We start from the raw sequence: 12,714 nt of genomic DNA on the forward strand, positions 1-12,714 counted from the left end.
GCCAGTTGAATGAGAAAGCTTATCCTCGCCATCTCGATGCTCGCCTTCGCCGGTTCGGCGGCGTTTGCCGATCCGATCCAGGACCGGCAGGCCCTGATGAAGGAACGTGGAAAGATCGCCGGCCAATTGTCGAAAGTTGTCAAGGGCGAGGCCCCTTACGATGCCGCCGCCGTGCTGACGGCATTGCAGGCGCTGCAGGCCAACGCCGAGAAATTCCATGCCAATGTCGATACTTTTTTCCCGGCGGGCAGCGATACCGGCGACACCACGGCTGCTCCCAAGATCTGGGAAGATATGGCCGGCTTCAAGGCTGTTGAAGATAAATATCTCGCCGACGTCAAGGCTGCGGCTGCCGCCGCCCCTGCCGATGCCGATGCCTTGAAGGCGCAGTTCAACACCATAGGCGGTGATTGCGGCACCTGCCACCAGACTTACAGGATAAAGAAGGGCTGATAGCGGGCGATGCGCCTGCTGAAAAAACTCGTCGGCGCCGCTCTTCTTCTAGGCGCCGCCGGCGCAGTTGCCGGCTGGTTCCTGTCGGCGCCGGTCAGGCTAGACACTGAGACCCTGGCGCAGCTCGGCCCCGGCGATGCCGCCAGGGGCAAGCGTATTTTTTATGCCGGCGGCTGCACGTCCTGTCATGCGAAGCCAGGCTCGCAAGGCGATGCGCGCCTTCAACTGGCCGGCGGTCTCCAACTCAAGACGCCGTTCGGCACTTTCGTGCCGCCAAACATTTCGCAGGATGCCAAGGACGGTATAGGCGCCTGGTCGGTGGAAGACCTCGCCAACGCCATGCTGAAGGGTGTGTCGCCGGGCGGCGAACATTTTTACCCCGCGTTTCCCTATTCATCCTACGCGCGCATGAAGCCGACCGATATTGCCGATCTCCATGCCTTCATGAAGACGCTCCCCGCTGTCACCGGCAAGGCGCCGCCCAATGCGCTAGGATTCCCGTTCAACATCCGTCGCGGCATCGGGCTGTGGAAACGTCTCTATTTGGGCGATCAGCCGGTGGTTTCCTTTCCGGACGGGACGCCGCAGCCGGTGCTGGCAGGTCGCTATCTGGTCGAAGGGGCTGGCCATTGCGGCGAATGTCATACGCCGCGGGATTTCATCGGTGGCAGCAAGAAAAGCCAGTGGCTAGCGGGTGCTGCGGCCGCCGAAGGCAGCGGCATCGTCCCGAACATCACTTCGGGCGAAGGCGGGCTCGGTGACTGGTCAGAGACCGATATCGCCTACTATCTCGAAACCGGCTTCACGCCGGATTTCGATTCCGTGGGTGGCGCTATGGTCGATGTGCAGAGAAACATGGCCGAGCTGACGCCCGAGGACCGCGCGGCGATCGCAGCCTATCTGAAGGCCATACCGCCGCATCCCAACGGCTATCCGGCACGCAAGCAGCCTTCGAGCTAATGTTCGATTACGGGTGGCGATCGCCCAGGAAATCGAAACCGGTTTCGAAGAAATGATTGTAGTCGCAGGTCAATTCCTCGCCGGCCGCGATATCGCGCAACGCATATGTCTCCTCGGGCGAGGCGACGTCGCAATTCGGGTCATCGGCATGGTTCATGTAGCGCGCGTCGTCGGCTTCGAAGACGATGTAGTTGGGGTCGCGCCGGTCGGGATAGGAATAGCGATCGAGATAGGCTTTGATCGGCCCGGTTTCGCGCTCATAGGTCTCGACAGGGATGCGCCGGTCGTAATTGGGATCGAGCTTCCAAAGCAGTGTGCCACGGGGAATGTGGTTCTTGGCAAAAACACCAATGCCTTGGATAGGCGATTTGTCGAGATAGACGTCGACGAGCAACATGGCAGACCCTTTGGAGTGACTGGGTGATTTTGGTTGGCGCGGCCGCGAAAAGCCGCGCATTGGGTAGCGCGCGGCCATCGCAATTGCGAGCAGAAAATCAGTAGCGCATGACCCGGAATCGGAATCGAATTTCCGCTGAGGATCATGCGCAAGATCAAGCTCCTACAGCGCCCTTTGCGCGTCCATAAGGGCGGTCGGCGCTGTGGTGGCCTTGCCCGCTACCTTCAGCGCAAAGGCATAGGTGAAGGCGATTTCCTCGAGCCTGGAAAACCGGCCGGATGCGCCGGCATGGCCGGAGTCCATGTTGATCTTGAACAGCACCGGATTGTCGCCGGTCTTGCGGTCGCGCAGCCGCGCTACCCATTTGGCCGGTTCCCAGTAGGTGACACGCGGGTCGGTGAGGCCGGCAAGCGCCAGGATCGGCGGATAGTCGAGCGCGGCGACATTGTCGTAGGGCGAGTAGGCTGCGATCGTCCGGTAGTCTTCCTCCGAGACGATCGGGTTGCCCCATTCGGGCCATTCCGGTGGCGTCAGCGGCAAGGTCGCGTCGAGCATCGTGGTCAGCACGTCGACGAACGGAACCTCGGCGACGATGCCGCCAAAACATTCCGGCGCCATGTTGGCGATCGCGCCCATCAGCATGCCGCCGGCCGAGCCGCCCTGGGCGACAATGCGGTCATGGGCCGTGTAGCGCTCGGCGACGAGGTGGTGTGCGACTGCGACGAAATCGGTGAACGTGTTCATCTTGTGCGCCCGCTTGCCGTCGTCGTACCAGCCGTAACCCTTTTCCTTGCCGCCGCGGACATGGGCAATTGCGTAGACGAAGCCGCGATCGACCAGTGAAAGGCAGTTGGTGTTGAACGCGGCCGGCACCGTGATGCCGTAGGATCCGTAGCCGTAGAGCAGGCAAGGCGCTGATCCGTCGAGCGGTGTTTCGCGGTGATGGATGAGCGAGACCGGCACCAGTTCGCCGTCGGCGGCGGGCGCCATCAGCCGCCGCGTCACATAATGGTCCGGGTCGTGACCGGACGGAACTTCCTGGGTCTTCAGCAGCACACGTTCGCGGGTGCGCATGTTGTAGTCGAAGACCTGCGCCGGCGTCGTCATCGACGAGTAGGAAAAGCGCATGATCTCGGTGTCGTATTCATAGGATCCCGACAGGCCGAGCGAGAAGGCTTCCTCGTCGAAAGAGATGAGGTGTTCCTCGCCGCTTTTGCGATCGTGCACGACGATGCGCGGAAGGCCTTCCTTGCGTTCAAGCCTGACCATATGGTCCTTGAAGCCGATCACCGAGAGGATCAGCCGGGCCGCTTCGTGCGGCACCAGTTCCTGCCAGTTAGCACGCACCGGGTCGTTCGCCGGCGCCGTCATGATCTTGAAATCCTTGGCGCCGTCGGCGTTGGTGAGAATGAAGAAGATGTCGCCGCCTTCTTCGAGGTCGTATTGCAGGCCGGTCTCGCGCGGCGAAACCAGCTTCGGTTCGGCGAACGGCTCGCTGGCGCTCATCAGTCGGTACTCAGACGTCTCGTGATCGTTGATGCCGATCATGATCCACTCGTTTGAGCGCGTGCCGCCGACATTCATGAAGAAGCCTGGATCGGTTTCCTCATAGATCAGCCGGTCGTTCTCATGACTGTCGCCAAGGGTATGGAACAGCACCTTGGAAGGACGGTGGTTGGGATCGAGACGGGTATAGAAAAATCCGTCGTTGCCTGCGTCCCACACGCCGCCGCCACCTGTGTCCGGGATCCTATCCGGCAACTCTTCGCCGCTGGCGAGATCGCGCACGCGAAGCGTGAAGAATTCAGAGCCCTTGTCGTCGAACGCCCACAGGAGCTTGCCGTGATCGGCCGAATGGTCGACGCCGCCGAGGCGGAAATAGGCCTTGCCCTCGGCCTCGAGGTCGCCGTCGAGCAGGATCTGCTCGTCGCCGCCATCGCGCGGTGTTCGGAAATAACGCGGCTGCTCGCCGCCAAGCTTGAAAGATGACCCGTAGGCGTATGGCCCATCCTTCATCGGCACCGAAGAATCGTCTTCCTTGATGCGGCCCTTCATCTCCTTGAAAAGCTGCGTCCGCAACTGGGCGGTGTCGGCCATCAACGCTGCCTGATAGACGTTCTCGGCGTCGAGATGGGCGCGGATTTGGCCGTCGAGCAGGGACGGGTCCCTGAACATCTCTTGCCAATTGTCGGCTCTCAGCCAGGCATAGTCGTCCGTCCGGTTTACTCCATGATGTATATCGAAGACCGGTCGCTTCTCTGGTTGTGGCGGGCTGACAGTCGGAAATGCTGGGGTTCTGGTCATTGCGTCTCGCTGTGGAAGTTACTTGAATGGAGAATGAACACGCCGATCAGCGCAGGTTCAAGAGCCGGAATATATGTTTTGCGCCGAGCTCCAGAAGATGAGCCGGAGCAGAGAGAAAAAATGAAATTCCGTTTTCACGCTGCCGCGGCTTTCGCCGTCGCCTCGACTGTTTTGGCCTTTACCGGCCAATCTCATGCAACCGTGTTCGCAGCTTGGCAAGTGACCAACGTTCCGTTTGGCGACACACTCAACGTGCGCAAATATCCAGCCGGGTCATCGCAGAAGCAGGCCGCCTATCCCAACGGTGCCGTTTTGCAGATGACCGGCAAATGCACCGGCGGCATAAACCTGCTCGACATCGCCAATCAGCCGGCCTCGCAGCAGGTGGAAAAGGTCCGCTATCGCTGGTGCGAAGTCTGGCACGATCCGGCCCAAAGCGGCAATTTCGTCACCGGCTGGGTCTATGGAAAGTACATCACGCCACAATGAAGGCCCGGTGCCGGTCCGCAGCGCCGATTTCCGGCTTGCTCGCAGACAGCAGGGATAAATCGCAACCTATGGTTTCGTGGACTCTGAAAACAACCAAATAGCTTACGCTACAACCAAGCATAGCCAAGCATTCAGATATTTTTACTGTCCATCACGGATGTAACGGCAGCTTGACGCTGCGTCAGCCGCCACTGGTCTGACCAGAAAATATCGCAAAGTTACAGAGTGCACGAAAGATTGAAGCTGATCGTGGAATATTTTATTAACATCGATGAATATAGCACAAGAAGCGAATTGACTTACTTGGTGCACTGGCTCATTAGAATGCTGCGACGCGAATCGCAGAGGCTCTTTCCTGCAAAAATTTCGCGCGGTGCCCGACCTGCCAAAAATAGGGCGCGGATAGAAACAACTCTCGTTGGGGCCATGAAGCCATGGATATTATCGAAACACCTTCCAGAAATAGTGATGCGCTGATCGAATTGACGGCCGATGTCGTAGCCGCCTATGTCAGCAACAATCCGGTGCCGGTCGGCGAGCTGCCGAGCCTTATCGCCGATGTCCATGCCGCCCTCGGGCGCGTGGGCGGCGCCAGTGAACAGCCTCCTGCCGACAAGCAGAAGCCGGCAGTAAACCCGAAGCGCTCCGTCCATGACGACTACATCGTCTGTCTTGAAGACGGCAAGAAGTTCAAGTCGCTGAAGCGCCATTTGATGACCCACTACGGTCTGACGCCCGACGAGTATCGTGAAAAATGGGGCCTGGACGCAAGCTATCCGATGGTTGCTCCCAACTATGCTGCCGCCCGCTCACAGCTTGCCAAGAAGATGGGTCTCGGCCGCAAGCGCAAGGGGCGCTGATACCGGCTGTCTTTCCCAACCTGGGTTAGACGATCAACGGCGCCTTCGGGCGCCGTTTTGCTTTTGTGGGGCATTGCTGGAGCAATCGATAGGCGTTGCGCCATATGCGAGGGCTCGCCATCATGCAGGCCAATCCCGCTGTGGCCTAATCAGGCGGTCTGCCTCAAGGCCGCCTCGGCGTCGCGCTTGATGCGCTTGACCATAGAACGAAGACCATTGGCGCGTTGCGGCGACAGGTGCTCGTCGAGGCCGAGTGCCTTCAGCGTGGCTTCCGCGTCGGTTTTCTGGATCTCGCTGGCGGGTCGTCTCGAAAACAGCGCCAGCATGATAGCGACGAGGCCGCGCACGATATGGGCGTCCGAATCACCGGCGAAGGTGACGACTGGGTCGGGCCCCGGTCCATATTCAGTGGTCAGCCAGACCTGGCTGACGCAGCCAGGCACCTTGTTGGCGGGGTTGCGTTCCTCATCGGGAAACGGCGGCAGGGCCTCGCCCAGCTCGATCACATAGCGATAGCGGTCTTCCCACTCGTCGAGCAGGGAGAAGTCATCGCGGATCGTTTGGATCGTCGTCGTCATCGCACCGGATATAGTCATCCGGCGACGCTGCGTCACGAAAAAAGAGGAAATACCCTAGGCGTCGAGAGGGCGGAGGGCCTGAGGTGCAGCGACAGATGCGGCTGAAAAATATCTCAGTTTTTCGCCGGCAAGTCGACTTTCATCGGCAAGTCGACTCTCGCGGGCAAGACGATGTCCTCGGGCACGCTGCCGGTCGTTGTCGCCGTGTCGGGTTCGGCGGTCTTGTCGTCCAACATGGCGGCCGCGATCTTGGCGGTCTCCTTGGCTCTGGCGGTGATCGTGTGCATTGCCGACTTCCCGGTCTCGCAAACGTCGGGCTTGCGCTCGCATATGCCGGCAATGTCGCCGACCGCTTCGCGTGCCGCAAACAACGCTTGGATCGGCCCGACGCTTTGGTAGCCTGTCTCGCCGGAGCCGACATTCAGCGGCAGCGCCAGAAGCACCAGCGAAAACCAGAAAGCCATTCTTATCAGAAAGCCCATCTGTATGCCCTCATCCATGACCCGATCATGCATTCGTGCGGCATGACCTCTTTATGGGTACGATAGTGGCATAGACGCGCAAAGGACGGCTTGCCTGGTCAGCGAAAATTTTCCTCAAATTTTAGGCAAATTCGAAACGAAGCATTTTGCAACGCGTTTGCCTCAAATCCCGCCGATTATCTTCACTTAAGGTTAACCATCTATCTGGCTGTTTGCTATCGATATTTCCCAGAAGTGTGGCGTGCCGGCGGCGACTGTCAGAGGCAGAAGGACGATCCGCTCGGATAACGCTCCATTTACTATGGCTGCAATTGCCCAGATTTTGCTGCGACGGTCTCCCAATATTTGCCTCAGGCCGGGCATTGGTCGGTCACGCCTTATCCATTCCTTAAACGCTGGATGCGAGTTTCAGATCAACAAAAGCAACCTGCGAAGCAGGGCTGTTCACGACCGGGTGCGAGTGCGTTGAGTTGAGTTCGATCGGGACCAGATACGTTGAGTTGCCCGGCGCGATGTCAGCCGGTTGCGAACGTATGGTTCATCCGTCCATCCTCGGACAGAACGATCGTCGGTGCCAGCGCCGGTTTATCGGTGTCATGCTGGCCGCTCCGTTCTTCGCCGCAGGTGCAGCAGTCACGCTGGTCACCTCGGGCATGGGCGCGGCCGTGACCATGGCTGCGATCTTTGTGACTTTCGGCCTTTGCTGGTTTGCCGCTTTGCTGGTGGCGGCATCGGGTAAGATGGCGTTCGCCTGCCAGGTCGCCCTGGCTATGGGCAGTCTTGCCCTTGCCGGTGTCATTGCCGCGGCGGGCGGTCTGGCCTCTCCGGTCGCCATGCTTGTCGTGGCGCTGCCGTTCGAAGCCTGGTGGATCGGCGCATCTCGTCGCGCTGCATTGTGGGGTGCCGTATCCGCATTTGTCGCTATCGCGCTGCAGCCTTTTGTCGGTTCTGTCTTCCCGTTCGGCGCGGCAGAAATCGCGGCGTGGCATTGGTTGCTGCCGCTGGCCTGGGCGCTCACTTTCATTCCGCGTATCGCAGCACTTGGCAATCCGGCCAGCGCGCAGCTCGATCCGGCGACCGACGAACGGCTCGAGAACATTATCGACGCCGTTGTCCTGCGGGTCGGCAGGCATGGCGAGATTCTGGATGCGTCGGCAAAAGCGCGCACGATCCTGAAGCTGCAGCCGGAGCTGCTGTTCGGTACCGGTCTGTTCGATCGTATCCATCTGTCCGATCGTGTCGCATACCTCAGCGCGCTGGCCGACATGCGCGATGGCGCGCCGGCGCGCCGGCTCGATCTTCGCGTCCGACTGCCGCAAAACGGCAACGGCCCGACGGCGGACAATTACCGGCCGTTTTCCCTTGAGCTGATGCGGGCGAAAGAGCAGCAGGACGTCTTCACGCTCGTCTTGCGCGAAAACGACGAAGTCGCCGGATTGCGCGAAGAGCTTGCCGCTGCGAACGAGGCGGCCGCGTCTGCCGAAGTGGCGAAGGGACGGTTTCTGGCGGTCGTCAGCCACGAGCTTCGCACGCCGTTGAACGCCATCATCGGTTTCTCCGACATGCTGCTGCATGAGATGTTCGGCATCTTCAAGGATCCGCGCCAGAAGGAATATGTCGGCTTGGTCAAGGAGTCCGGCCAGCATTTGCTTGCCGTCGTCACCTCGATACTCGACGTGTCCAGGATCGAATCGGGCACCTACGCGGCCGAGCCGGAACCGTTCCGGTTCGTGGAAGCGGTCGAAATGTGCCAGTCCATGATGCGGCTGCAGGCCGAGGCTAAGAACATCGATCTGCAGGCTCAGATCGCACCGGATGCCGGCGAGATAAACGCTGACCGTCGTGCCGTGCAGCAGATACTCATCAATCTCGTCTCCAATGCCATCAAGTTCACGCCCGATGGCGGCGATGTCATCGTCGGCGCCAAGCGGATCGGCTCGCGACTGCATTTCTGGGTCAGGGACACCGGCATTGGCATCGCCGAGGAAGACTTTGCCAATCTCGGCAAGCCATTCATGCAGATCCAGAACGACTATACGCGCCGCTTCGAGGGAACCGGGCTCGGCCTGTCGCTGGTGAAAGGCCTGGTGGCGCTGCACGACGGCACGATGTCGATCGAAAGCATGCCGGGCGAGGGTACCACAGTAACGATCAGCTTGCCGGTGAACGGACCGAAGGGACGTTCGACGGACAAGCCCGGCGTGCTGCCGATGCCTGCGGCCAAGGCGGAGACAAAAGGGGACAGGCATGGCTCGCTCCGCAAAACAGCCTAAGGCGGTCAAGCGCCGCGGCAATGCCTTCCAGGGTGGCGCGGTCGCCGTCGGCAGCCTGATCTCGCGCAATCCGATTCTGGTCGGCGGTTCGACCGCCTTCCTGGTGACGCTGTTCTACGTCTCGGCGAATGCACTGTGGTATCAGCCTTTTCCTCATGCCGGCGCGTTTTTCGCGACCAGGAGCATAGAGGGCTTTCCTCGCGCAGACGCCGACGAGCCAGAGACCACCATCAACATCGTGCGGCCGGGCCCGGCTCCGGCACCGATCAAGAGCGATCCGGTCGTCGAGCAGGTCCAGGGAATCTTGAAGGATCTGGATTTCTATTCCGGCACGGTCGACGGCATTTCCGGCCCCAACACGCGCAACGCCATACAAGCCTATCAGCAGAAGGTCGGGCTCAACGCTTCCGGCGAGATCGACAGCGTTCTGCTCGATCAACTAGGCGCCACGCCAACCGCCTCGACGGTCGTGCCGCATCCGGTTCCCCGCCCGCACGACATGGCTGCGATTCCCGTTTCCGCTTCGGCGCCGGCGGATGCGTCGGCGCAGGCACCCGACGCTCGCATTATCAAGATCCAGGCCGGTTTGAAGGCATTTGGCAATGACGACATGCAGCTCGATGGCGTGGTCGGGGCACGCACCAAAGCAGCGATCAAGGAGTTCCAGTCGCTGTTCGGGTTGCCGGAGACCGGCGAGCCCGACGAGGTCGTCTACGTCAAGATGCGCGAGATCGGCCTGACCAACTGACAGTCGACGCCTGACGGTCGAGCCGTTCGCCAACCCGATGGGCAAAAACCGATTTCGGTTTTCGGACCTTTGCTCTAAGTACCGTGCGATGTCGTCCAGAATCCTGCCATGCGCGTAACCACCGATCTGTGGGTGTCTGCCCTGTTGCGCCGGGTTTTCAGCGCCGGGGGCTTCGCCGCCGTGGTCAAGCGCGGCGCGACCGAGGCCGGCGCGGTCTTCGTGCTGGCACGTGGCCGCCAGGGCGAGGTTGCCTTGTTTGGACCGGCGCCGCAGACGAGCTACGATTCGGCCAGACCCGACGACCGTTTCTTCGGTTTGCTCGGCGCCGGCGACGATGCCGCCGTCTTTGACGCACGACTGGAAAGGGAGAAAAAATTCGATCCCGACATCTGGGTGGTCGAGATCGAGGCCGGCGCTGTTCCCGTCGAGGAGCTTATTTCCGTCAAGTCGCTCTAACGATATGCATGAAAGACAAAGGCTTAAAGCGTTCGCTTGAATCTCTTCAGACGCGCCGCGCCTTGATGTATGTCGCCCAAAAGTGCGCAGCGGTTTTGGGATAACGACATGCATAAAAACAAAAAACTTAACGCGCGTCGCATGAATCCCTTCAGACGCGACGCGCCTTAAGGCTGATGGCAGCATTGTCGCTGTCCGCCTTGCGGATGTCGGCGTTTGTCGCGACGGGCCCGGTACTGCGAATGGCCTTCGACAGTGCCTCGGCCTTCCAGCCGCGAACCCTGTCCAGCGCTGCGTCGCGATGCAGCAGGCGGTACCGGTCGAGGAAAATGCGGATGGCCTGCGGATGCGGAAACTCTGTGGGGTAGACGGCGACGGTGATCAGGAACGCCCTATCTTCCCCGAGATCGAGCGCGCGCAGGGCGGCTAGCAACGATGTGTAATTCTGGTTCGCGGTGAGCGACCGCGCCGTTGAAAAACCGATTTCGAGCGCGTCGGCCAGTGCTGTCTGGAAAAATGCGGCGTTCCCGGTTAGCGCCGTCTCGCGCAGTTTGACATAGGTTTCTGAGCCGGTGAACGGATTGATGGTTGCGCCGCTCTCCACGTCGGCACGCATCATCGACCGCAGCCGGCGCCGCGCATTTTCGGCGGCGGGGCCGGGCTCCTGCTGCCTGTCGGCATCAGGCGCGGCGACTTCGGCGCTTTCAGGCGCCGTCTTGGCGATCGTCTCGGGCTGCCGCACGCTCACCAGCGTCGGCTTTTCAAGCGCCTTGATCAGGTGGGCGATGGTCGGGTTCAGGTCCTTGCGGCGCGCAATGGCGCGCGCATGCGGCAGGCCGTGCCGCCCGATCAGCGCGATGAGATCGATGTTGCTGAGCGCGCGCGAGCGGATGAGCAGCGGGGCGGCGATGTCGACCGGCTCCTCGCAAAGCCGCCGGACCAGCGCCGTGGGCGCATATTCGCACTCGGAAAGGGCGGCAGCGACGTAGCGGCGCGATTCGACCGACACATTGGCGAAAAGTGGAAGCGTCAGATCTTCAAGCTGTGCGATCTCCCGGCGCGAAGGGCGGGTGAGCGAACAGAACGCCGACACCGCGGCACGGAACAGCCTTTCAGCCTTTCCCGATTCAGCCCGTATAGCGATTTGCCTGAAATCCGAAGCTGACACGAAGGATACGCCTGACACTCGACACAATCTGGACCATGCTCGACCGGGACTGTGTCGGTTTCGCATTTCCCAAGAACAAAGATCAAGTTAGCGGCGATCCGTTAGCGTTCCGTTAACCTACTGCCGTCCTTAATCAGATTGGAGGCGTTGCGTTGTGCTCCGGGGCAACCGAGAGGAATGCACGAACCATGGGCATGGTACTGTCTTTCGTGCCGCGAACGGCGGCAACCAATCGAGCAGAACGAAACACCGGAATACCGGCGGCGGTGATCATTTTCCCCGGCGTCCGTTATGAGCAACGGCCACTGACGGGCGAGACCCGGACAGGCGCCGGTCTGGACAAGCCGGGCTCGATGCCAGGCTCGTCAGGGACGCTGCCTGTTCCGCACCACTGAGTTTCGGGATCCCTTTAGAAATCCTGTAGCTCGCAGGAACTCTGCTCGAGAAACCGTGACACGACCGGCTTCCAGCTGTCGTCGGGCACGAAGGAGCGGATGACGAACATGCCTTCGTCGATGGGCGCCTCGACGAAGATTGCCCCTTGCAATTCCTCGGGAAGATTCTTGCGGATCTCGATCATCTGCGCCGGCGTCAGCACGATACTGTCCAGCACTCTTCCGGTCGCACTGTGGTCGTTGAAGGAATAGATGTTGTGGCCGCTTCGGTCATAGACCGATACGGACCAGAACGGGACGTTTCCGGGTGCCTTGATCCGCACCATCCCTTCGGACAGATCGAACCGGCAAGCCGCCGCGTAAAACAGTGGATCGACGGATTTTACCACCGGCGTGCCGCCGGCCTCTGCGTCCAGCCTGGTCATCCTATAGAGGTCCGAGGCCATGGCCAGACGCGACCAGGCATCGCGTTCGGAAAATTCCGGGACGAGCAGCAGCACGATGATATGCACGACACCGGCGCCAAGCAGGCCGAGCAAGATCGCGTGCAGCAGCCTACGCATTGCAGCCGACCTTCAGGATCTGCGGTAGCGTGATATCCGAAAGACCCGTGCTGCTGGCGATCGGCGTGTCGTAGAATGTCAGCACGAAATACATCCGACCGGAGCCGTCGGAAGGCAGCCAGTTGCCGGGCGCGGGGCGGTGGCCGACGGAAATCACCACCGAATTGTCGGGCTGGCGCAGCACCTGGTAGGATTGAAGTGCCGCAAGCCTCGGCTTGTCGGTCTCGATCACGCCGAGCGACTGATCGGCGGCATAGAGGGTCCAGAACCGGGCCGTTGGAAATCCGCCTTCGATTTCGTAGGCGCATTGACGTTTCAATTGCTCGCCGCCGGAATCGCGTTCGGCGACAAAAGACAGGCCCTCTGCCTGCCCGAGCGCCAGCACACCCTCGCGCGCCACACGGGCTTTCGAATAGGGGTCCGCCGCCTGCGTGCCGATATCGGGAAACGCCGTCCATGGGCCGATCCGGATCGCGCCGATGCCATCCTGCGTCTTGAGAGCGTGCCAGACGCCGCCGCCGCCGCCGCCGATGGCTATGGCAAGCGCGAGGAGCGTCAGGAATGCGTTTTTGAGCATGAGGAGCCGCG

The 12,714-nt window shown here is 60.8% G+C and carries 14 protein-coding genes; 7 read left to right on the forward strand and 7 right to left on the reverse strand.

The window, feature by feature from the left end; all coding sequences use genetic code 11:
* Window positions 1-9: 9 nt before the first annotated feature.
* Window positions 10-453 (forward strand): c-type cytochrome, encoded by a 444-nt coding sequence (locus tag RPG13_RS15715; protein WP_292503309.1) that lies wholly within the window; start codon window positions 10-12, stop codon window positions 451-453.
* 9 nt (window positions 454-462) lie between these two features.
* Entirely contained in the window at window positions 463-1,413 is a 951-nt protein-coding gene (locus tag RPG13_RS15720; RefSeq protein WP_337125449.1) for a cytochrome c, read from the forward strand.
* Window positions 1,414-1,420: 7 nt separating this feature from the next.
* Here RPG13_RS15720 and RPG13_RS15725 read toward each other — a convergent pair whose 3' ends face one another.
* Both RPG13_RS15725 and RPG13_RS15730 read right to left on the reverse strand, forming a co-directional pair.
* Complete coding sequence (locus RPG13_RS15725) at window positions 1,421-1,810, reverse strand: SET domain-containing protein (protein WP_095486532.1); 390 nt, start codon at window positions 1,808-1,810, stop codon at window positions 1,421-1,423.
* 162 nt (window positions 1,811-1,972) lie between these two features.
* The gene (locus RPG13_RS15730) at window positions 1,973-4,114 is read right to left on the reverse strand and encodes a S9 family peptidase (protein ID WP_337125450.1); all 2,142 of its coding nucleotides are present in this window, start codon (window positions 4,112-4,114) and stop codon (window positions 1,973-1,975) included.
* Window positions 4,115-4,234: 120 nt separating this feature from the next.
* Between RPG13_RS15730 and RPG13_RS15735 the strand changes: the two genes are divergently transcribed.
* Both RPG13_RS15735 and RPG13_RS15740 read left to right on the forward strand, forming a co-directional pair.
* Window positions 4,235-4,603 (forward strand): hypothetical protein, encoded by a 369-nt coding sequence (locus RPG13_RS15735; RefSeq protein ID WP_095486534.1) that lies wholly within the window; start codon window positions 4,235-4,237, stop codon window positions 4,601-4,603.
* A 434-nt stretch (window positions 4,604-5,037) separates the two neighbouring features.
* A complete protein-coding gene (locus RPG13_RS15740; protein WP_023800837.1) occupies window positions 5,038-5,463 on the forward strand; it encodes a MucR family transcriptional regulator in 426 nt (141 codons plus the stop codon).
* A 149-nt stretch (window positions 5,464-5,612) separates the two neighbouring features.
* Here the strand turns inward: RPG13_RS15740 and RPG13_RS15745 are convergent, their stop codons facing one another.
* Both RPG13_RS15745 and RPG13_RS15750 read right to left on the reverse strand, forming a co-directional pair.
* A complete protein-coding gene (locus RPG13_RS15745; protein ID WP_095496748.1) occupies window positions 5,613-6,041 on the reverse strand; it encodes a SufE family protein in 429 nt (142 codons plus the stop codon).
* 113 nt (window positions 6,042-6,154) lie between these two features.
* Entirely contained in the window at window positions 6,155-6,523 is a 369-nt protein-coding gene (locus RPG13_RS15750; protein ID WP_128241967.1) for a DUF5330 domain-containing protein, read from the reverse strand.
* A gap of 533 nt (window positions 6,524-7,056) precedes the next feature.
* On the opposite strand from RPG13_RS15750, the gene RPG13_RS15755 reads away from it, so the two are divergent.
* The 3 genes from RPG13_RS15755 to RPG13_RS15765 all read left to right on the forward strand — a co-directional run bounded on the left by RPG13_RS15755 (window position 7,057) and on the right by RPG13_RS15765 (window position 10,000).
* Window positions 7,057-8,796, forward strand: a complete 1,740-nt coding sequence (locus RPG13_RS15755) for a sensor histidine kinase (RefSeq protein WP_337125451.1) — start codon at window positions 7,057-7,059, stop codon at window positions 8,794-8,796.
* Window positions 8,771-9,544, forward strand: coding sequence for a peptidoglycan-binding domain-containing protein (locus tag RPG13_RS15760; RefSeq protein WP_128241965.1), 774 nt, complete (start codon window positions 8,771-8,773; stop codon window positions 9,542-9,544). Before RPG13_RS15755 ends, RPG13_RS15760 begins: the two co-directional genes overlap by 26 nt.
* 108 nt (window positions 9,545-9,652) lie before the next feature.
* Window positions 9,653-10,000: a DUF1491 family protein gene (locus RPG13_RS15765; protein WP_128241964.1), complete on the forward strand. Its 348-nt coding sequence runs from the start codon at window positions 9,653-9,655 to the stop codon at window positions 9,998-10,000.
* Window positions 10,001-10,151: 151 nt separating this feature from the next.
* Here RPG13_RS15765 and RPG13_RS15770 read toward each other — a convergent pair whose 3' ends face one another.
* The 3 genes from RPG13_RS15770 to RPG13_RS15780 form a co-directional block, all read right to left on the reverse strand.
* Window positions 10,152-11,168: a hypothetical protein gene (locus tag RPG13_RS15770; protein WP_128241963.1), complete on the reverse strand. Its 1,017-nt coding sequence runs from the start codon at window positions 11,166-11,168 to the stop codon at window positions 10,152-10,154.
* A gap of 409 nt (window positions 11,169-11,577) precedes the next feature.
* Window positions 11,578-12,126, reverse strand: a complete 549-nt coding sequence (locus RPG13_RS15775) for a DUF1254 domain-containing protein (protein ID WP_095486540.1) — start codon at window positions 12,124-12,126, stop codon at window positions 11,578-11,580.
* Window positions 12,119-12,703, reverse strand: a complete 585-nt coding sequence (locus RPG13_RS15780) for a DUF1214 domain-containing protein (RefSeq protein WP_095486541.1) — start codon at window positions 12,701-12,703, stop codon at window positions 12,119-12,121. Before RPG13_RS15780 ends, RPG13_RS15775 begins: the two co-directional genes overlap by 8 nt.
* Between the last annotated feature and the right edge of the window lie 11 nt (window positions 12,704-12,714).

It is taken from the genome of Mesorhizobium sp. ISC15 (genome assembly GCF_037162615.1).
In the GTDB taxonomy this organism is placed as follows: domain Bacteria; phylum Pseudomonadota; class Alphaproteobacteria; order Rhizobiales; family Rhizobiaceae; genus Mesorhizobium; species Mesorhizobium mediterraneum.

Excerpts from the sequence above, each read along its gene's own strand:
- RPG13_RS15715 (WP_292503309.1), top strand. The coding sequence starts at position 10 with ATGAGAAAGCTTATCCTCGCCATCTCGATGCTCGCCTTCGCCGGTTCG.
- RPG13_RS15720 (WP_337125449.1), top strand. The coding sequence starts at position 463 with ATGCGCCTGCTGAAAAAACTCGTCGGCGCCGCTCTTCTTCTAGGCGCC.
- RPG13_RS15725 (WP_095486532.1), bottom strand. The coding sequence starts at position 1,810 with ATGTTGCTCGTCGACGTCTATCTCGACAAATCGCCTATCCAAGGCATT.
- RPG13_RS15730 (WP_337125450.1), bottom strand. The coding sequence starts at position 4,114 with ATGACCAGAACCCCAGCATTTCCGACTGTCAGCCCGCCACAACCAGAG.
- RPG13_RS15735 (WP_095486534.1), top strand. The coding sequence starts at position 4,235 with ATGAAATTCCGTTTTCACGCTGCCGCGGCTTTCGCCGTCGCCTCGACT.
- RPG13_RS15740 (WP_023800837.1), top strand. The coding sequence starts at position 5,038 with ATGGATATTATCGAAACACCTTCCAGAAATAGTGATGCGCTGATCGAA.
- RPG13_RS15745 (WP_095496748.1), bottom strand. The coding sequence starts at position 6,041 with ATGACGACGACGATCCAAACGATCCGCGATGACTTCTCCCTGCTCGAC.
- RPG13_RS15750 (WP_128241967.1), bottom strand. The coding sequence starts at position 6,523 with ATGGGCTTTCTGATAAGAATGGCTTTCTGGTTTTCGCTGGTGCTTCTG.
- RPG13_RS15755 (WP_337125451.1), top strand. The coding sequence starts at position 7,057 with ATGGTTCATCCGTCCATCCTCGGACAGAACGATCGTCGGTGCCAGCGC.
- RPG13_RS15760 (WP_128241965.1), top strand. The coding sequence starts at position 8,771 with ATGGCTCGCTCCGCAAAACAGCCTAAGGCGGTCAAGCGCCGCGGCAAT.
- RPG13_RS15765 (WP_128241964.1), top strand. The coding sequence starts at position 9,653 with ATGCGCGTAACCACCGATCTGTGGGTGTCTGCCCTGTTGCGCCGGGTT.
- RPG13_RS15775 (WP_095486540.1), bottom strand. The coding sequence starts at position 12,126 with ATGCGTAGGCTGCTGCACGCGATCTTGCTCGGCCTGCTTGGCGCCGGT.
- RPG13_RS15780 (WP_095486541.1), bottom strand. The coding sequence starts at position 12,703 with ATGCTCAAAAACGCATTCCTGACGCTCCTCGCGCTTGCCATAGCCATC.